18 protein-coding genes are annotated in these 19122 nt (G+C 53.5%); 14 read left to right on the forward strand and 4 right to left on the reverse strand.

The genetic code is table 11. The features are described 5' to 3' along the window. Nucleotide 1 precedes the first annotated feature (1 nt). The 4 genes from ACZ5AC_RS12390 to ACZ5AC_RS12405 all read right to left on the reverse strand — a co-directional run bounded on the left by ACZ5AC_RS12390 (nt 2) and on the right by ACZ5AC_RS12405 (nt 2923). The gene (locus tag ACZ5AC_RS12390; RefSeq protein WP_464247910.1) at nt 2–529 is read right to left on the reverse strand and encodes a 3'-5' exonuclease; all 528 of its coding nucleotides are present in this window, start codon (nt 527–529) and stop codon (nt 2–4) included. 1 nt (nt 530) lies between these two features. Further along, nucleotides 531–1532, reverse strand: coding sequence for a hydrogenase expression/formation protein HypE (gene hypE, locus ACZ5AC_RS12395; protein WP_464247911.1), 1002 nt, complete (start codon nt 1530–1532; stop codon nt 531–533). 94 nt (nt 1533–1626) lie between these two features. Next, entirely contained in the window at nt 1627–2709 is a 1083-nt protein-coding gene (gene hypD, locus ACZ5AC_RS12400) for a hydrogenase formation protein HypD (protein WP_464247912.1), read from the reverse strand. Then, a complete protein-coding gene (locus ACZ5AC_RS12405) occupies nt 2696–2923 on the reverse strand; it encodes a HypC/HybG/HupF family hydrogenase formation chaperone (RefSeq protein ID WP_464247913.1) in 228 nt (75 codons plus the stop codon). The genes hypD and ACZ5AC_RS12405 overlap by 14 nt, the downstream gene beginning before the upstream one ends. Nucleotides 2924–3030: 107 nt before the next feature. On the opposite strand from ACZ5AC_RS12405, the gene ACZ5AC_RS12410 reads away from it, so the two are divergent. From ACZ5AC_RS12410 to ACZ5AC_RS12475, 14 genes are all read left to right on the forward strand, one after another. Next, nucleotides 3031–3654: an HD domain-containing protein gene (locus tag ACZ5AC_RS12410; protein WP_464247914.1), complete on the forward strand. Its 624-nt coding sequence runs from the start codon at nt 3031–3033 to the stop codon at nt 3652–3654. Next, nucleotides 3617–4525, forward strand: a complete 909-nt coding sequence (locus ACZ5AC_RS12415; protein ID WP_464247915.1) for a D-alanine--D-alanine ligase family protein — start codon at nt 3617–3619, stop codon at nt 4523–4525. Before ACZ5AC_RS12410 ends, ACZ5AC_RS12415 begins: the two co-directional genes overlap by 38 nt. Continuing rightward, nucleotides 4525–5784, forward strand: coding sequence for a 3-deoxy-D-manno-octulosonic acid transferase (locus ACZ5AC_RS12420; RefSeq protein ID WP_464247916.1), 1260 nt, complete (start codon nt 4525–4527; stop codon nt 5782–5784). The genes ACZ5AC_RS12415 and ACZ5AC_RS12420 overlap by 1 nt, the downstream gene beginning before the upstream one ends. Further along, the gene (gene kdsB, locus ACZ5AC_RS12425) at nt 5777–6514 is read left to right on the forward strand and encodes a 3-deoxy-manno-octulosonate cytidylyltransferase (RefSeq protein WP_464247917.1); all 738 of its coding nucleotides are present in this window, start codon (nt 5777–5779) and stop codon (nt 6512–6514) included. Before ACZ5AC_RS12420 ends, kdsB begins: the two co-directional genes overlap by 8 nt. Further along, complete coding sequence (gene carA, locus ACZ5AC_RS12430) at nt 6511–7647, forward strand: glutamine-hydrolyzing carbamoyl-phosphate synthase small subunit (RefSeq protein ID WP_464247918.1); 1137 nt, start codon at nt 6511–6513, stop codon at nt 7645–7647. Before kdsB ends, carA begins: the two co-directional genes overlap by 4 nt. Before the next feature lie 33 nt (nt 7648–7680). Further along, on the forward strand, nt 7681–8484 hold the full coding sequence (locus tag ACZ5AC_RS12435; RefSeq protein ID WP_464247919.1) for a tetratricopeptide repeat protein: 804 nt from the start codon (nt 7681–7683) through the stop codon (nt 8482–8484). 147 nt (nt 8485–8631) lie between these two features. Further along, a complete protein-coding gene (locus ACZ5AC_RS12440; protein ID WP_464247920.1) occupies nt 8632–9597 on the forward strand; it encodes a UDP-glucuronic acid decarboxylase family protein in 966 nt (321 codons plus the stop codon). Nucleotides 9598–9600: 3 nt separating this feature from the next. Further along, complete coding sequence (gene galE, locus ACZ5AC_RS12445; RefSeq protein ID WP_464247921.1) at nt 9601–10632, forward strand: UDP-glucose 4-epimerase GalE; 1032 nt, start codon at nt 9601–9603, stop codon at nt 10630–10632. Between the two features lie 511 nt (nt 10633–11143). Further along, a complete protein-coding gene (locus ACZ5AC_RS12450; RefSeq protein ID WP_464247922.1) occupies nt 11144–11818 on the forward strand; it encodes a helix-turn-helix domain-containing protein in 675 nt (224 codons plus the stop codon). A gap of 342 nt (nt 11819–12160) precedes the next feature. Further along, entirely contained in the window at nt 12161–15889 is a 3729-nt protein-coding gene (locus ACZ5AC_RS12455) for an FkbM family methyltransferase (RefSeq protein ID WP_464247923.1), read from the forward strand. 89 nt (nt 15890–15978) lie between these two features. Continuing rightward, a complete protein-coding gene (locus tag ACZ5AC_RS12460) occupies nt 15979–16554 on the forward strand; it encodes a methyltransferase domain-containing protein (RefSeq protein WP_464247924.1) in 576 nt (191 codons plus the stop codon). A gap of 120 nt (nt 16555–16674) precedes the next feature. Further along, entirely contained in the window at nt 16675–17187 is a 513-nt protein-coding gene (locus ACZ5AC_RS12465) for a helix-turn-helix domain-containing protein (protein ID WP_464247925.1), read from the forward strand. 19 nt (nt 17188–17206) lie between these two features. Beyond that, complete coding sequence (locus ACZ5AC_RS12470) at nt 17207–17716, forward strand: IS630 family transposase (RefSeq protein ID WP_464250615.1); 510 nt, start codon at nt 17207–17209, stop codon at nt 17714–17716. Nucleotides 17717–17840: 124 nt separating this feature from the next. Next, entirely contained in the window at nt 17841–19097 is a 1257-nt protein-coding gene (locus tag ACZ5AC_RS12475; RefSeq protein ID WP_464247926.1) for a glycosyltransferase family 2 protein, read from the forward strand. Nucleotides 19098–19122 lie beyond the last annotated feature (25 nt).

Genomic DNA, 19122 nt, shown 5'->3' on the forward strand with positions numbered 1-19122 from the left:
CCTACACGCCGAACGGGTCGAGGCAGCGGGGGTTCTCCGCCACGGCGGCAATGACGATGCGGGCGCAGGCCTCGGCGTCGGAGCCGGCGTGGTGGTGGTTCAAGGTCAGGCCCAGGTGGCGGCAGACGTCGGGCAGCTTGGTCGGCCGCAGGTTCCACTGGTTGCGGGCCAGGTTCACGGTGCAGACGAAGGGCAGACGCGGGGCGGGCAGGCCGGCCATGGTGCAGCAGGCCCCGAGGACGCCCTTGTCGAAGCTCGCGTTGTGGGCGGCCAGGAAATCCGCGTCCTCCAGGAAGCCGGCATTCTCGATCCAGAAGTCCCGGAAACCCGGGCTGTCCTTGACGTCGGACCAACGGATGCCGTGCACGCCCACGCAGAAAGGCGAAAAACGCGAGCGCGGCGGCCGGATGAGCCCGTACAGGGAGTCGACGACGGCTCCGCCGCGGACCTTGGTCAGGCCCACGGCGCAGGCGCTGTCGCGGCGCGAGTCCGCGGTCTCGAAGTCGATGGCGACGAAGGTGCGGTTCATGTCAGCAGATGCGCGGCAGCTGTTCGCCCTCGAGCATGTCCATGAGGCGCGTGCCGCCCAGCGGCGTCTCCAGCACGACCTTGCCGGGGTGTTCGGCGCGCACCGTGCCTATCTGCACCGCATCGCGGCCCAGGGGGTCGGCGCGCATGACGGACAGGGCCGCCTCGGCGTGCTCCTGGGGCAGGATGCACAGGAACTTGCCCTCGTTGGCCAGGTACAGCGGGTCGAGGCCAAGGAACGAGCAGCCGCCGCTGACCTCGGGACGCACGGGAATGCTCGACTCCAGAATTCGGCACTCCACGCCCGACTGCCCGGCGATCTCGTTCAGGGTCGTGGCCACGCCGCCGCGGGTGGGGTCGCGCAGGACATGCACCTCGGGGACGGTTTCCAGCAGGCGCACGATGAGGTGGTTGAGGGAGGCGCAGTCCGAGAGCACGGGCGCCTCGAAGGTCAGGCCCTCGCGCTTGGACAGGATGGCCAGGCCATGGTCGCCGACGAAACCGCTGATGAGGATGGCGTCGCCCGGCCTGGCGCGCCGGCCGCTCGGGGCCTCGGACACGAAAATCTCGCCGATGCCGGTGGTGTTGATGAAGATCTTGTCCACGGCCCCCCTGGGCACGACCTTGGTGTCGCCCGTGACGACCAGCACCCCGGCCTCGCGGGCGGCCCGGCCCATGGATTCGACGATACGCTCCAGGTCGGCCATGGGCAGCCCCTCCTCCAGGATGAACCCGCAGGTCAGGTATTTTGGCCGTGCGCCGAGCATGGCCACGTCGTTGACCGTGCCGTGCACGGCCAAGGAGCCGATATCGCCGCCGGGAAAGAAGATGGGGTCGACCGTAAAGGTGTCGGTGCTGACGGACAAAGGCCCGCTCATCTCCAGAAACGCCGCGTCGTCCAATCGGTCCAGGACCGCGTTGCCCAGATATTTGAGGAACAGTTCGCCGATGAGCCGATGCGAAGCCTTGCCGCCGCTGCCGTAATCAAGAAGAACCCTGTCCACGCATCCCCCTTTGGTGCAATCTGAAAAAAACAAAGGGACAGGACATGGATCGCCAGCGGCCATCCTGCCCCATGCCCGGACCGCGCAGGGCGGTCTAAACTTTATACTTGTAATACGCTGCGCACGACCCTTCAGTGGAAACCATGCACGGCCCCACGGGCGCGGCCGGGGTGCAGGCCTTGCCGAAGAGCGGGCACCCGTCGGGTGAGAGCTTGCCCTTGAGCACGTCGCCGCAGCGGCAGCCCTTGATGGCCGGGACCTCCTTGAGCGCCATGCCGAAAACCCGCATGGCGTCGAAGGCCGCGTACTCCTCGCGCACGGTCAGGCCGCTGCCCGGGATGAGGCCGATGCCGCGCCACAGGGCGTCGGCCGGCTCGAAGACCTCGTGCATGACCGACACGGCCTTGGGGTTGCCGGCGTCGGACACGACGCGGGTGTAGGCGTTGACCACTTCGGCCCGGCGTTCGTTGCGCATGGTCACGAAGAGGTGCAGGGCCTGCAGGATGTCCACGGGCTCGAAGCCGGCCACGACCGCGGGCAGGCTGTGCTTCTCGGCCAGGAAGCGGTAGGGCTCCACGCCGATGATGGCCGAGACGTGGCCCGGCAGCAGGAAGGCCTGGACCTTCAGCTCCGGATCGCCAACCAGGGCGTCCAGGGCCGGCGGCACCAGCTTGTGGAAGCAGAGCACGGAAAAGTTGGTGATGCCCTGCTCGCGCGCCACCTTGACCGTGGCCGCGATGGCCGGGGCCGTGGTCTCGAAGCCCACGCCCAGGAACACGACCTTGTCGCCGGGGTTGTCCTGGGCCAGCTTCAGGGCGTCGAAGGGCGAATAGACGACCTTGACCCGGGCGCCTTCGGCCTGGGCGCTCTTGAGGCTCTTCTTGTCCGGGCCGGGCACGCGCATGAGGTCGCCGAAGGTGGCGATGATCGCATTCCTGCCGGCCAGTTCCAGGAACGCGGCCACCTCGCTGTCGTGGGTCACGCAGACCGGGCAGCCGGGGCCCGAGAGGTGCACGACCTTGTCCGAAAGCAGGGAGCGCACGCCGCTGCGGAAGATGGATACCGTATGCGTCCCACAGACCTCCATGAAGCGCAGTTCGCCGTCGAGTTCCTTGTGGATGCGGTCCAGCAGGGCCTTGCACAGCTCCGGGTCCTTGAAGTTGTCAAATAAGCTCAACGTTCAGCCCTTCCTCGAAAAGTTTCAGGGTGGCGACGGCTTCCTCCCGGTCCAGCCGGGTCAGGGCGAAGCCGGCGTGGACGATGACGAAGTCGCCCACTTCCGGAAATTCGGAAATCAGATCCAGCCGGACCGTCTGCCGCGTCCCGCCGACCTGCACCTCGGCGCTTTGGCCGTCGATCTTCAGTACTTCCATCGGAATAGCCAGGCACATGGGGCACATCTCCCGCTTTGCTTTTTGTCACCGCTGTTGCTAAATCCCTGCCTGTTTCGTGTCAATGAACTCTTCCCGCACCCGCTCGACACCTCAAGGCCCGCAGCATGAACGATATCCAGCCATCCCCCATCGCCGTCCACGCCGGGGGGCGTATCCCCTCTGACGGGCAGTGCCGCGCCTGGTGGGATGAGTACGGCATGTACGAGCACATCAAGGAGCACAGCGAACTGGTCGCGGGTGTGGCCACGACCCTGGCGCAGATGGCCGCCGACAAGGGCCTGGGCAACCCCGACGGGCTCCCGCGGGACGATTTCGTGCAGTCCGTGCGCGCCGCAGGCCTCCTGCACGACCTGGGCAAGACCTGGTCCATCGTCCACGGCGGCAACCACAGCCAACTCGGCGCGGCCTGGGCCATGGAGCTGACGCGCAACCCGCGCATCGCCCAGGGCGTGGTCCATCACGTACATTGGCCGGGGGAACTCGACGCGGAGAATTTTTTCCTGCCTCTGGCCGTCATCTACGCCGACAAACGGGTCAAGCACGACAGGATCGTCAGCCTGAGCGAACGTTTCGAGGACCTTTTCGCCCGCTACGGGCACACGGAACGCAGCCGCGCCCTGGTCCGGCGCTCCCACGACCAGGGCAAGGCCATCGAACATCTTTTCAGCACCATTCTCGGAGAAGAAATCCATGAATATCTTTTTGATAGCCGGCGGCTGGTCCGGTGAACGCGAGGTGGCCTTAAGCGGCGCCCGCCAGATCGAAAAGGGCCTGACCGCCCTCGGCCACAGCGTCACCCTCTTCGACCCGGCCCGCGACCTGCGCGGTCTCTACGCCGCAGTCGAAGGGCACGACTTCGCCTTCATCAACCTGCACGGCTCCCCCGGTGAGGACGGACTCATCCAGTGCCTGCTGGAACGCATCGGCATGCCCTTCCAGGGCTCGGACGCCCGCTCGTCGCTCCTGGCCCTGAACAAGGCCGTGGCCAAGCAGATCTTCGAGGCCGCCGGGCTGGACACCCCGCAGTGGGAGTTCGTCCCGGCCTGCCACGTCAACGAGTGGCGCCCCCTGCTACCCTTCCCCATCGTGGTCAAGCCCAACACCGGCGGCTCCAGCCTGGGCGTGGGCATCATCGGCTGCGAGGAGGAGCTCGACGCCTACCTCGCCGCGCCGGAGATCGCCGGTCAGGACCTGCTGGCCGAGGTGCTGATCCGTGGCCAGGAGCTGACCTGCGGGGTGCTCGAAGGCCAGACGCTCCCCCCCATCCTCATCCGACCCAAGCGCGGCGAGTTCTTCGACTACGACAGCAAGTACCTGCCCGGCGCCACCGAGGAGATCTGCCCGGCGCCCGTTTCGGACGAACTGACGGCGCGCCTGCAGTCCATGGCCCGCGCCGCCCACGACGCCCTGGGCCTGTCCGACTACAGCCGGGCGGACTTCATGCTCGCGGCCGACGGCACGCCGTACCTGCTGGAGGTCAACACCCTGCCCGGCATGACGGCCACGAGCCTCCTGCCCCAGGAGGCCCGGGCCGTGGGCCTGTCCTTCGAACAGCTCCTGGCGCGGCTCATCGAACTGGGCCTGCGCAAGAAACGCTGATGCCCCTGGCCCGGAACCGGATGCCCGCCGCCGCGCGGCGCGCCTTGAGCGCCCTGTACGCCCTGCTGTGGTGCGCGGCCGGGCCCCTTCTGTTTCTTTCGCCCAGGATGCGCCAGGGCTGGCGGCAGCGCCTCGGCTTCGGCCGCCCCGCGCCCTGCGACGTCTGGGTCCAGGGCGCCTCGGCCGGGGAATGCGCCCTGGTGGCGAGCCTGCTGGAACACCTGCCCGGAGTCCGGGTCCTGGCCACGTCCTGCACCAGCCAGGGCCTCGACGTGCTGCGCAAGGCGAACGCGGCCGGCCTGCAGTCCCGCATGCTGCCCCTGGACCTGCCGTGGCTCATGGGCCGGATGCTGGACCAGGCCCGGCCCAAGGCCGTCGTGCTCCTCGAAACCGAGATCTGGCCCGGCCTGCTCATGGCCTGCGCGACCCGCAAGGTGCCCGTGATCGTCGTCAACGCGCGCATGACGCCCAAGTCCCTGGCCGGCTACCTGTTCCTGCGGCCGTGGCTGCGCTCTTTCGCTCCGTCGACCGTTGGGGCCATCGCCCCGGCTGACGCCCGGCGCTTCGGGCTGATCTTCGGCTCCGAACGGACGACCGTGACCGGGAACATCAAGTTCGACCGGGCCATGAACGCGCAGTTTCTCTCGCGCGCCGACAACCCCCTGGCGGCCTTCGTGCCCGAAGATCACCCATTCCTGGTCCTCGGGTCCGTGCGCGAACAGGAGGAAACGGTCGTCCTCGACCTCACCCGGCGCCTGCACGACGCCGACCCGCAGTGCGTCATCGGCCTGTTCCCGCGCCACATGCACCGCATCGCCGCCTGGGAAGCGCTGCTGGCGAAGGCCCGCATTCCCTGGACCCGCCGCAGCGCCCTGACGGGCCCGGCCGCGCCCGGAGTCGTGCTCTGGGACGCCTTCGGGGAGCTAGGCCAGGCCTATGCCCTGGCACGACGCGCTTTTGTCGGCGGCAGCCTGGCCCGGCTCGGGGGCCAGAATTTCCTGGAACCCCTGGCCCAGGGAGTGCTGCCCTGCGTCGGCCCCCACACCCGCAATTTCGACTGGGTGGGCGGCGAAATCTTCGAAGACCTGGTTTTCCGCAGCCCGGACACGGCCGAACTAACCCGCTTCCTGCTCGAACCCGCCCCCCCCAGGGACACGGTCCGGGCCAAAGCCCTGGACTACGTGCGCGCGCGCCAGGGCGCCTCGGCCGCGTCCGCCGCCCTTGTCGCGCCATTTCTTTCACGGAGTGACCATGACTGACGTCTACGCCATCATCCCGGCCAGATACGAAAGCTCGCGCTTTCCGGGCAAGCCCCTGGCCCTCATCCACGGCAAACCCATGTTCTGGCACGTCATGCACCGCGCGTCCCTCTGCCCGCTGGTGGGGACCGTGGCCCTGGCCACGGACGACGAACGCATCCTGAGGGCCGCCCTGGACCTCGGCATGAAGGCCCTCATGACCGGCCGCGACCACGCCAGCGGCACGGACCGCGTGCTGGAGGCGGCCCGAATGCTCGGCGCGTCGCCGGACAGCGTCGTTGTCAACGTTCAGGGCGACGAACCGGCCCTGAACCCCGAGATGCTGACCGAGCTGATCCGGCCCTTCGAGGACCCGCTCGTGCAGGTCACCACCCTCGGGCACGTCATCGACGCCGAGGCGGCCCAGTCTCCGGACCGGGTCAAGATCGTGCGCGCGGCCGACGGCCGGGCCCTCTATTTTTCGCGGGCGCCCGTGCCCTTCGGGCGCGACAACCCGCCGGAATATCTGGGCCACATCGGCCTGTACGGGCTGCGCATGCGCATCCTTGAAAAATTCAGCGCTTTGGGCGAGAGTCCGCTGGAGCGGCTGGAAAAGCTGGAACAGCTCCGCCTGCTCGAAGCCGGCATCCCCATCCATGTGGCCCTCACGCGGCACGCAAGCCACGGCGTGGACCGCCCCGAAGATCTGCAAACAGTCAGCGCACTCATGCGAGGAGAAGAGTATATATGAAAGCGATTCTGGCCCTTGAGGACGGCACCTGGTTCGCCGGGCAGTCCTTCACCGGCCCCGGCGAGGCCGGCGGCGAAGTCATCTTCAACACCGGCATGTCCGGCTACCAGGAAATCCTGACGGACCCGTCCTACTACGGGCAGATGGTCTGCATGACCTACCCGCTCATCGGCAACTACGGCGTGAACCTCGAGGACGTGGAGTCCTCGCGCATCCACTGCCCGGCCTTCATCGTCAAGGAGTGCTGCAAGAAGCCGTCGAACTGGCGCGCCACCGAGAGCCTGCCGGACTACCTCGTGCGCCACGGCGTCATGGGCCTGGAAGGCATCGACACCCGCGCCCTGACCCGGCACCTGCGCATCAACGGCGCCATGCGCGGCATCATCTCGACCGAGGACCTGACGCCCGAGGAACTTGTCGCCAAGGCCAAGGCCCTGCCCTCCATGGAAGGCGCCAACTTGGTCGACTTCGTGGCCCCCAAGGAGCCCTACTACTGGACCGGCACCGAGCCGACCCCGGCGAAGATGGACGGCGATCTGCCCCTGTGGCCCGAAGGTTCCGAAGGCACCTTGCGCGTGGTCGTGTACGACTACGGCATCAAGTGGAACATCCTGCGCCTGCTGGCCGCCGAAGGTCTGACCATCCTGGCCGTGCCCCCGAAGTTCCCGGTGGCGCTCGTCAAAAAATTGTCCCCCAGCGGCGTCTTCCTCTCCAACGGCCCCGGCGACCCGGCGACCCTCAAGGACGAGATCGCCATCATCAAGGAGCTGTGCGACCTCTTCCCCGTGGGCGGCATCTGCCTCGGCCATCAGCTCCTGGGCATCGCCCTTGGCGGCACGAGCTTCAAGCTGAAGTTCGGGCACCACGGCATCAACCATCCGGTACAGGACGACATAACCCAAAAGATCGAAATTTCTTCACAAAACCACGGTTTTTGCGTAGACATATCTAGTCTCGATTTTCTGGAGCAGACGCATCTCAACCTGAACGATCGGACCCTGGAAGGTTTCCGGCACCGGACCAAGCCCATTTTCAGCGTGCAGCACCACCCCGAGGCGGGCCCCGGCCCCCACGACAGCCAGTACTTCTTCGCACGCTTCCGGCGCATGCTGGAGACCGGCAAGGTTCAATAACCCAAGACCGCACACCACGCGCAAGGAGCACCCATGTCGGCAGAGATTCTCAAGGCGAAGAAACAGCTTGGAGAAACCAGCATGCTGCTGAAACAGGGAAAGCTCCTTGCGGCCGTGGCCAACCTGCACGAGGCCGTGGGCTTCATCCTCAAGGCCCAGCTCCTCAAGCACGAACTGCAGGCCTTTACCGAGGCCCTGGACAAAGCGGCCTACGCTCTGGCCAACGACCGCGAACTCAAGAAAATCTACCCCCTGCAGATCAGCTACAAGCCCGGCGAGGAAAAGGAACTTCTTGCCAGCCTCTACGCCCTGCTGGCCTTCCTGCAGGAAAATCTTGCCGAAGAGGCCAACACCCACCTGGCCGCCCTGGCCGAATACCGCCGCAAGCAGCTCGAACTGGCCAGAAAGCACCTGCAGGAAGACGACCCTGCCAAGGCGAAGCAGGTCTGCGACCGCCTCATCGACGCGGCCCGCACGGACACGGAACTCAAGGTCACCGTGGCCGACATGTTCCTGGAATTCGGCAGATACGACGAGGCCCTCGAATACCTCAAATCCGCTTACGCCGACAATCCGGACTCGGCCCACATCTTCAACAAGCTCGGCATGGTCCTGCGCAAGTCCGGCCGCCTCGAGGAGGCCGAGAAATTCTACATCCAGGCCCTGGAACGCCAGACCAAGGACGAGGCCATCTACTTCAACCTCGGCCGCGTCTACCTCGACCAGAAACGCTGGAAAAACGCCATCGCCGCCGCCGACCGCGCCCTGGCCATCAACGGGGAGTTTGCCGAGGCCAGGAAGATGAAACTGTACGCGACGAAGCAGATGGGGGGATGACCCCACCGCGCCCTTCAGCATCTAACCGTTCCCGAGAAAAGACCTTTTTCGAATCCCGCGACCATTGGCACGCCTGGTGCTTTATATTTTCAGACAGCCACAGGCTGCGGAAATTTTGACACCTCTTGCCAGGATGGCGGGAAAGACATGCACTTACGAAAACGCGTCCTCGTAACGGGCGGATCCGGTTTTTTAGGATCCCACCTCTGCGAACGTCTGCTCCAGGAAGGCTGCGAAGTCATCTGTGTGGACAATTTCTTCACCAGTTCCAAGCAGAACATCGAGCACCTCCTCCCCAACCCCCGCTTCGAAGTCATCCGCCACGACATCACCTTCCCGCTGTTCGTCGAGGTGGACGAAATCTACAACCTGGCCTGTCCGGCCTCGCCCATCCACTACCAGTTCGACCCAGTGCAGACGATCAAGACGTGCGTGCACGGGGCCATCAACATGCTGGGGCTGGCAAAAAGATTGCGGATTCCGATCTTCCAGGCGTCGACGTCGGAAGTGTACGGCGACCCGGAAGTGCATCCACAGCCGGAGTCGTACTGGGGGAATGTAAATCCGATCGGGCACCGTTCGTGCTATGACGAAGGGAAACGATGCGCAGAGTCGCTTTTCTTTGCCTACCACAGGCAGCACGACCTGCCAGTGAAAGTAGGCCGCCTGTTCAACACATATGGGCCAAGAATGCACCCGAATGATGGGCGAGTAGTCTCGAACTTCATCATGCAGGCCCTGCAGGGCAAGCCCATTACGATTTACGGGGATGGGTCGCAGACGCGGTCGTTTTGCTATGTGGACGATCTGGTGGAACTGATGATCCGGTTCATGCGGAATGATCGCGAGTTCTGTGGGCCGTTGAACATGGGCAATCCGGGGGAGTTCACGATCCTGGAACTGGCCCAGCATGTGATAGAATTGACAGGCAGTTCATCGGAGATCTCTTTTGAAACCCTGCCAAACGACGATCCCCGCCAACGCAAGCCAGATATTACCGTCGCCCAGACGCGGTATGGATGGGAACCGAAGGTCCGCCTACGCGATGGGCTGACGCTGACGAGCGCGTATTTCAAAAAACTCCTCGCGTCAGGCGAATTGAGGGAGAAATAAACCATGCGCATACTGGTCACAGGCGGAGCAGGCTACATCGGGAGCCACACCTGCAAGGCACTGGCGCACCAGGGACACACCGTTGTCACCTACGACAACCTGTCCACAGGGCACAGAGAACTGGTTCGCTGGGGCGACTTCGTGTACGGCGACATCCTGGACACGCAACGCCTACGCGCTTGCATCAGGCAGCACCGCATCGAAGGCGTCATCCACTTCGCAGCTAGCGCATACGTAGGGGAGTCGGTCGTCGATCCGGGTAAATACTTTCGAAACAATGTATGCGGTACGCTTAGTATCCTTGACGCGATGCGGGACGAATACGTGCCGTACATAGTGGTCTCCGGGACCTGCGCGGTATACGGATCACCTGAAAAAATGCCCATCACCGAAGACACTCCCACCACCCCAATCAACCCCTACGGAGCAAGCAAACTGTTCATGGAAAGGATGCTTGCCGATTACGAAAATGCTCATGGCATCAAATGGATGTCGCTACGCTACTTCAACGCCGCAGGATGTGACCCGGACGGGGAAACAGGAGAATGGCACGAACCGGAAACCCACCTGATTCCACTGGCGCTGATGGCTGCAATGGGGAAGATGCCTGCTCTGGAAATTTTTGGTGATGATTACCCGACTCCGGATGGGACATGTATTCGAGACTATATACATGTTACAGATTTATCTGAAGCACATATAAAAGCATTAAGATACCTTGTAGACGGAGGAAAGAGGCATGCCCTCAATCTTGGGGCAGGGATAGGCGCTTCAGTGAAAGAAATTATATTCGCTATTGAAAATATCACAAAAAAAAATGTTCCGCACATAATATCTCAACGGAGATATGGAGATCCACCAACTTTGATAGCGGATATCTCCAAAGCGCAACAAATATTGAAATGGACACCGAAATGTTCAAATATATCTTTGATTGTGAAATCATCTCTTGCGTGGGCAAGTAAAAAAAATTGCCGATTCCACACACTAAGCGCGCATCGCATTGGCAAAGGTAAAGTCTACAAGAAATTCTAGTTCACCGAAGGAAGGCACGTAAATGCAACCAAGACCAACGGAATTTTCATTAGCCTACGATATTACCAAGACAATCCCTACACTTAAAACAAGACTCCTGCGCTGCTGACTTGAGTCAAAAGCATCGTGTAGCAAAATCCTATAATGTCGTTTTCTAACCGTTGAAATCGAAAACGTGCTTGATCATCTTTATCAGTGTCTAAGTCATCAAGACAGGCAAATAAAGGATTGAGCATAAATACTCGACAAAACAAAAAACATTCCATAGTCGAATGCCCATTAGAAAGATCTTCGGCCGCAGCAAAAACGATTTAAAAATTAAACGCAATCATTTTAAATATTAAATTAAAGACGATACTATCATTATTAGTAACTGCATTGCGCTCGATCATAATAATTTAATAGACAAGCGCATTGGAGAATTCTTTTAAATAAAACATTGTAATTGAAATCAAGCATAAAATAATCATAATTCATTTGCTTTAAATAAATAATTAAAATAGAGAAAAAAATGATCAAAACGTACAATATTGACGAAGTCGCAGAAATACTAAAAATTAATCCAACACATGTCATGTCATTAATTATATCAAAGAAATTAAAATCTGCCAAAATTCAAAACAAATATATAGTAAGTGCACACGACATAGATTTGTTTTACAAAGAATGCGGAGGTGGATCGATAATAACAAATCATACAAAAATCAAAGAAGACAATATTCAAATTAGCTCATCAGCGATAATTTCAAAAAAAGCTAATCTTTCTATAATTAACGGAGGATCTATATATATCGAAAGCAATACCGTAATTAATGACTACGCACAACTCCATACATATGGAGGAAGTATTGTGATCGGCAAAAATGTAAGTATTCAAATTTTTTGCATTCTATACGGACATGGAGGATTAAAAATTGGAAACGACACAAGAATTGCAGCACAAACAATAATTATTCCTGCTAATCATATATTTAAACATAAGAACAAATTGATAAGAACACAAGGAGAGACTAAACTAGGAATTTTTATAGGTGATAATGTATGGATTGCAGCAGGATGCAAAATACTAGATGGAGTATCAATTGGAAATGGCGCAGTTATAGGTGCAGGAAGCGTTGTTACTAAATCAATACCAGAATACGCCATTGCCTACGGCAGCCCCGCGAAAATTATTAAATACAGATAAATTTTCTACATATACGAGCAACATCAACAAGTAACCGAAATCTACGCAAAAACATTAAAATTTTAAAATAGTGATGTATAATAAAAATTCGACTCACAAAAAACACCAATCTATCCAAATCGATAACCCCCACATTAAAAACAATAGCTCAGAATGCAAACATCTGACAAAACAGCATACTGCATATATAGCAAAAAATTATGTTTTTCGGACTATATTTTCTATAACACTATAGACTACGAAATATCATAAATAAAAAAAATTAAAGAACAAACAGATTACCTCATGACAATTTATAAATAATTTATGAAATAACCCCAGTACAGTACGGGAAAAAATAAGATGCGAAAAATTTTTATTGACTGCGGAGCATATGATGGAAGTTCAGTACGAAAATTCACATCATCGTTTAATGAGTTCGAAATATTTAGCTTTGAACCAAATCCGCTCCTTGCTTACCATCATAAAAACCTAAACTCAACACTTATACAATCTGCAGTATGGATTAATAATGAATTTTTAGATTTTTATATAGACGAAAAAGACTTTGATGGAAGCTCTGTATATTCACACAAGCTCAATATTGTAGGCAAAAAAAAAATACGAGTCCCTGCAGTCGATTTTAGTCAGTGGATTCGACATGAATTCAAACAAGAAGACTTTATAATATTAAAAATGGACATTGAAGGCGCAGAATATGAAGTTTTATATAAAATGATAAAAGACAAAACGATAAAATATATAAACGAACTATTCATTGAATTTCATTGGGACAGGATTGGATTAGACAAAAAAATTCATGACAAATTAATTCAAACAATTACAGAAAACGACATACCCATTCACAGTTGGGACGCAATTTTAAACAAAGGAAACGAAATATCATATTTAGTAAAAAAATACAAAAATAACAACAATAACATTAATATTGCAATTGTTGCTTACGGTCCAAACCAAATAAACGGCCCAAATATTTGGTTACAACGAATCCTACCCAAACTTGCTCAGCGTGGATTCTCTACACATGTTATCTTCATAATGAGTTCAGAAACTACATGTCAAGTATACAACAACTTGCAATCTTATGGAATCAAATGTACTAAAATTTTTAAAGAAAAATCAACAGAGCACTCTATAAGACAACTAATTCAAATAATTAAATCAATTCAGCCAGATATATTTATACCCAACCTATCTGTACCAGCTTATTTTGCCTCAAAGTGGATTCAGGAGGCTGGCATTACCTGCATTGGTATTATCAGGTCTGATGACAATTTCCATCATGAATTAATCGAAACATTTGCCCGCGAAGGTTCAGAGTTCAAGTTATCCGCATTTACATGCAAATCTCAATACCTTGGAGAACTTGTACTTAAAAATAATTTCAACGAAAGCAATGTCCTAATTTGTTCTTCAGGCACCCCTGTCCCAGGATTTGTGGCCACGCCTCCCACAGAAAATCTAAAAATTATTTATACAGGGCGCTTAATTCAACGCCAGAAACGAATTTTTGACGTATTAGCATCATGTAAAATGATATCTAGCTTGGTTCATGGCGTTGAAATCTCATTCTATGGTGAAGACAGAGAAGGCGGCAATGTTATTTCAACGATAAATAAACTTAGCAAAAAATCTCAAATATCATATGGCGGGACCCTGAAATTTGATGAAATCCTCCCAACGCTAGTGCAACATCATGTTTTTATACTACTTTCAGATTATGAGGGAATGTCGACCTCGTTAATGGAAGCAATGGCCTGTGGCTTGGTACCAATCTGTACCCGGACGAAAAGCGGTTCGACCGAAATCATCCGTCACAATGAAAACGGCTTGCTGGTTGAAAATAGAGAAGAAGGCTTTCTGAATGCTGTCCGTCGTTTGAAAACGGAAAAGGGTTTGTGGGAGCGACTTTCAAAAGGTGCGCGCGAAACAATCGAGAAAAAATACTCCATTGATATTTGCGCAGATAAATGGGCCAATTTTTTGCGTGAATTGACATGCAAATCAGGCCAGAAAGGTCAAATCCAACTTCCTGAACTTCATGAAATCAACCTGCCGCCCGTGAAACAGACCGAAAACGGCATGTGCAGAGAGGACAAGCGAATGCTACATGTTTATCAACCCGCAGTTCCGCAGTCCGAGCAGCACAATAATTTTTTAATTCCTAATCTCACTCTTAATTTTGCCGATTTATTTATAGTCAGAAAAGCTATCAAAAAATCTCTCGATGAGCATATTTCGCTATTTCGGGGCACGCTGCTTGACGTTGGCTGCGGTCAAATGCCCTACAAAAACCATATCCTTAAATCAAATCCCAACGTCAACAGATACATCGGCTTGGACTTTGCCCAAGGCAAGTATGCTGACATCATGCAACCCGACATTGCTTGGGACGGACACACAATCCCTCTCGATAGCGCGAGCATTGACTGCAGTATTGCCACAGAAGTGCTTGAACATTGCCATCACCCACTGACCGTCCTCAAGGAAATCCGGCGCGTTCTCAAGCCAGATGGTGTATTTCTTTTCACCGTCCCCTTCATATGGCCGCTACATGACACGCCACATGATCATTACCGTTATACCCCTTTTTCATTGAAACTACTCCTGCAAGAAGCTGGTTTTGAAGATATTCAAATCAATTCCATGGGTGGATGGAATGCTTCGTTAGCACAGATGATAGGACTGTGGCTAAAACGAGCCCCCATGACAGACGACATCCGGCAACAGATGAGCACAAAACTTTTTCCTCTTTTTAAGCAACTCGCTGAATTTGATAACCATGCTCCGCAGCAACAACATGCTGACAATACCATTTCTCCAGGTTGGTCCGGAATAGCATACACCCCCCACAAAACTGTCACGAATTCAACAGATATTATATCTGAATCAAATCATCAAAACATTTGCATCGTCAGGCATGAGCACTTTGCATACTCCCAAACATTCATCGAAGATCATATATCACACATTTCTTGCAACACTTCCGTGATTCATGGTGAATCATATCCGATGTTTGACCAGAATAAAAAATTTATTTTTAGCCAAAAGTACATAAAACTAGCAACCAATCATCAATATGATATTCTGAATAATTTATACACAGAGGCATTTCACCTTTATTTAAATGATCATAAATTTGACGTTGTTCTTGCCGAATTCGGCACAGTAGCAGCTAAAATTTACAAAGCTTGTGAAAAATCGGGAATTCCGTATGTCGTACATTTTCATGGATATGACGGAACTGCCACAACAACGCTACACGCTTATAAACATGAGTATAGTGAGATTTTTAAAAGTGCTGCCGCACTTATTGTCGTATCCAAAGCTATGCGTGACAAACTCATATCAATTGGAGCGCCAACAAATAAAATATTTCTAAACCCTTACGGCGTAGATGTTCAGAGAGATGATTTGGCATCACCAGAAAGTTCACAACCGATCTTTCTGGCCGTAGGAAGATTTGTAGAGAAAAAAGCCCCGCACCTCACCATTCAAGCCTTTGAGAAAACAGCAAAATCAATCCCTGGCTCCCGACTTGTCATGGTTGGTGACGGGCCACTTCTCAAGCCCTGCCAAGAACTGGCCAAAAAACTAAACATCGACAATCAAGTTCATTTTGCTGGCGTCCACACCCGGCGATCAGTCGCCAAATTATTACGTCTCAGCAGAGCGTTTGTGCAGCACTCCGTGACTGCGGGCAACGGTGATAGCGAAGGTCTGCCCTTGGCAATTCTAGAGGCCGGGGCGGCTGGATTACCCGTCATCAGCACCCGACACGCTGGCATACCCGATGCTGTCATTGAAGGCGAGAACGGCCTTCTTGTCGACGAAGGTGACGTGCAAAAAATGGCTGAAGCCATATTCCGATTGGCAATCAACCCCAAGTTGGCTGGGTGGATGGGAAAGAACTATCATCAAAGAGTTGTCGAGCACTTTTCCAGGGAAAGATCCATTCGAGGCTTACGAACCATTCTGCGCAACGCAGCAGACAACAGGCACAAATCCACCTCAACACGAAGTGAACTCAGAAACGGTGTATCTGAACCAGCAACTACTAAAATTTTATAGAAACACCAAACACTCTTCGCTACTGTCCGATATGCCAACAAACGTCTCAATCATTTGCTGACTTCGGGAGACGGTCACGGAAAAATGCCATGTGCCCACATTGCGGTTCACTCGAACGACACCGTTTTCTTTGGAAATACTTACAAGATCAGACAGAATTATTTCGTCATCCAGACACAAAAACCCTTCATTTTGCGCCAGAACCATGTCTTGAAAGTAAATTCAGGTCTTTATTTACAAATAAATACATAACCACTGATCTTTTTGATAAAAAAGCAGACATTCAAATAGACATCACAGATATAAAATTTGTAAACGAAAGCTTTTTATTTATATACTGCTGCCATGTACTCGAACACGTACCTAATGATCGCGAGGCAATGCAAGAAATGTATCGCGCTCTTAAACAAAATGGACTAGCTGTTATTATGGTTCCGATTAAAGGGAAAATAACAGACGAAGATTTTTCAATTACCAATCCATCTGAGCGCCAAAAAAGATACGGACAGGAAGATCATGTCAGATATTACGGGATGGACATTACTGACAGGCTACAAGAAGTTGGGTTTAAGGTGGAGCACATTGAACCTCAGGACGTTTATGCGCACAAGGATATAGAGCATATGAGTCTCGGCGGAGAAATGCTTTTTTTATGTCGCAAGTAAGTCATCGTTGAAAACTACATTAGTAAAAAATCACCACAAATTGTCTAATTGCCAAAATTTTTATTATACGTGACGACATAATTAATTGCGCACTTGATAAAATCATGGCATCGTGGATCCATGAAAGTACTCACAATCACCGATGCCGAAGACATGATTATGGCCATCCAGGACGAAATTCGCCGTACCGAGGAAGCCCGCTACGATCATCGCCTCCACGCTATGCTTCTCGTCGCGCAGGGACTGAGTTGCAGGGAGGCTGGAAAGATGTTGGGCGATGCACCCCGGACAGTCGCGTACTGGGTCAACAGGTTTGAAAATGAGGGTTTTGCAGGTTTGGTCGATGGAGAGCGGCCCGGGCGCCCCCGTAGACTGACCAAAGAGCAACTCGCTGCAATTGAGACGGCCCTGCGAAAAGATCCAGCCGAATTCGGATTGCAAGGCCTTTGGGATGGAAAAACCCTTTCGTGTTTCATTCAGGACCAATGGGACGTCTCCCTGGGAGTTCGACAGTGTCAGCGCCTTTTCCGGCAACTCGGTTTTCGATTCCGCAAGCCTCGACCGAAAATTGCGCACGCTGATCCCGCCCAGCAGGCGGAATATAAAAAAACTGCTGAGATTTCTGAAGAATAAACGGATCGATATCTGGGCCTTGGACGAGGTCAGGTTCGAACAGCATGGATCCAGGTGCCGCATGTGGATTCCGAAAGATGTGAAAGACCCTGTTGTACTCCATCATCCGACAAGAAAGAGCGTGGGATATTTCGGAGCAGTGAGAATCAGAGATGGCAAGTTCGTCTATCGCCGAGAAGCAGACAAGTTCAACGGAGAGACATTTTTCGGCTTTCTCAAATACTTGCGCCAAATCAGCTCTCACTCGGGCAGGCGGGTTGTGCTGATCGTCGACAACGTCAGATACCACCATGCGCAGCTTCATGCTGAATGGAGATTGGCTTGCCATAAGAGATTTGCGTTGGAGTTCATGCCGCCCTACAGCCCTGAACTCAATCCCATTGAGCGGGTTTGGAATATCACGAGAAGAAAAGCTACTCATAACCGATACTTCCCCAAACTGGAGGATGTGATCAGTGCCGTTGAGGGTGTGTTCGACCGATGGCGTCATGGCAGCGAAGTTCTCCGGAAGTTATGCGCAATAAATTAGGTCGTCGAGTATAAAAATTTACAAATTTATGACATTAGAAGTATTTTATAATTACATTCAAAGCGTGTGGCTCTGGCCTAAACATACAGCATAAAAATATACGCTAATTTATACAGGAAAAACAATGACTTCTTCACACAACAAATTTAATTCATATTTTAATATTGCTAAGCATTATAAATCTAAAGGAAACAAAAATAAATATGAGCAGTATAATGAACTAGCAATTCGAGCAGACGCACAATTGCCTGAATCTACTCCACTCACTCCAAACGCGTCTGACAACAATTTAAATAAAGATATTCCAGAAATCGACGAAATTATCAAATTGTACAACAACAGACAGTACAATGTTCTTCTTAAACTTGCTTCAATCAACCCAACCCACGAACTTCTCTCCTACATTGCACCAAGCATCCATTTTGCCACTGGTAACCCTGAAAAAGCCGCCCATTCCGCTAATCATATCGACGAAAATGAAGAACGACTACTCAGGATCAAAACTGCACGGATGTGGCACAAACTTCACCAACCATTGGACGCCGAACCACGGGTTCACCTTCTTGTCCTGACTTACAATCGGGAAAAGTTTGTCGCCCAAGCCCTTACGCAACTCGCAAATACAAAATACAAAAACTTCGCCGTATACATTGCAGACAATGGCTCCTCAGACACAACGTGGAATGCCGCAAAACAGGCAGTCACGCACTTTCCCGACCATGTGCACGTCAGCATGGAACGACTCCCTACAAACATCGGGAGACCTGCCGGACATAACTGGCTGCTTACAAAATATGACCACTCTCTAGCGGACTATATCGCAATTGGAGATGACGACTTGACTGAAGTGCCTCCCGACTGGATGACCAAGATGGTCCAGACAGCCAAAGCATTCCCAAATTCTGCCGTCGTAGGAGGCAAAGCTCTTTATAGCCACAAGCCAGACACTATACATGGATGCGCGCATAACATCGTGGAGTTTTCCCCTCGCCTATCTGTAAGCAATGCGCTAGACTTAATCGACTTTGGCCAATTTGACTACGTCGATAAAGTTGATCATGTAACTGGATGCCTACATATATATGACCGCAAAATTTTATTTGATGAAGTTGGCTTATTTGATATCAGCCTGTCACCATGCCAATATGTAGATGTCGAACACCACTTGCGCGTCAGGCTTAAAGGTTATGAAATTATCTACAACGGATTTGTCCCATTTCGACATATGAAAGCCATGGGCAAAGAATCCCAAAAAAATAGAGCCATGGCCGGAAATGCTCTGGGAAATATAATCAAGGTACTCCACAAACACGACAAATCAATAGTTCTCGATACGCTGACACATCTATCTGAACAACGACTCGCATGGCTTCATTCATGACGAGACACAGCCCTGTACATCACGC

It is taken from the genome of Desulfomicrobium aestuarii, from assembly GCF_055385525.1.

Coding starts and splice junctions, on each gene's coding strand:
- ACZ5AC_RS12390 (WP_464247910.1), bottom strand. CDS start 529: ATGAACCGCACCTTCGTCGCCATCGACTTCGAGACCGCGGACTCGCGC.
- ACZ5AC_RS12405 (WP_464247913.1), bottom strand. CDS start 2,923: ATGTGCCTGGCTATTCCGATGGAAGTACTGAAGATCGACGGCCAAAGC.
- ACZ5AC_RS12410 (WP_464247914.1), top strand. CDS start 3,031: ATGAACGATATCCAGCCATCCCCCATCGCCGTCCACGCCGGGGGGCGT.
- ACZ5AC_RS12415 (WP_464247915.1), top strand. CDS start 3,617: ATGAATATCTTTTTGATAGCCGGCGGCTGGTCCGGTGAACGCGAGGTG.
- ACZ5AC_RS12420 (WP_464247916.1), top strand. CDS start 4,525: ATGCCCCTGGCCCGGAACCGGATGCCCGCCGCCGCGCGGCGCGCCTTG.
- kdsB (WP_464247917.1), top strand. CDS start 5,777: ATGACTGACGTCTACGCCATCATCCCGGCCAGATACGAAAGCTCGCGC.
- carA (WP_464247918.1), top strand. CDS start 6,511: ATGAAAGCGATTCTGGCCCTTGAGGACGGCACCTGGTTCGCCGGGCAG.
- ACZ5AC_RS12435 (WP_464247919.1), top strand. CDS start 7,681: ATGTCGGCAGAGATTCTCAAGGCGAAGAAACAGCTTGGAGAAACCAGC.
- ACZ5AC_RS12440 (WP_464247920.1), top strand. CDS start 8,632: ATGCACTTACGAAAACGCGTCCTCGTAACGGGCGGATCCGGTTTTTTA.
- galE (WP_464247921.1), top strand. CDS start 9,601: ATGCGCATACTGGTCACAGGCGGAGCAGGCTACATCGGGAGCCACACC.
- ACZ5AC_RS12450 (WP_464247922.1), top strand. CDS start 11,144: ATGATCAAAACGTACAATATTGACGAAGTCGCAGAAATACTAAAAATT.
- ACZ5AC_RS12455 (WP_464247923.1), top strand. CDS start 12,161: ATGCGAAAAATTTTTATTGACTGCGGAGCATATGATGGAAGTTCAGTA.
- ACZ5AC_RS12460 (WP_464247924.1), top strand. CDS start 15,979: ATGTGCCCACATTGCGGTTCACTCGAACGACACCGTTTTCTTTGGAAA.
- ACZ5AC_RS12465 (WP_464247925.1), top strand. CDS start 16,675: ATGAAAGTACTCACAATCACCGATGCCGAAGACATGATTATGGCCATC.
- ACZ5AC_RS12475 (WP_464247926.1), top strand. CDS start 17,841: ATGACTTCTTCACACAACAAATTTAATTCATATTTTAATATTGCTAAG.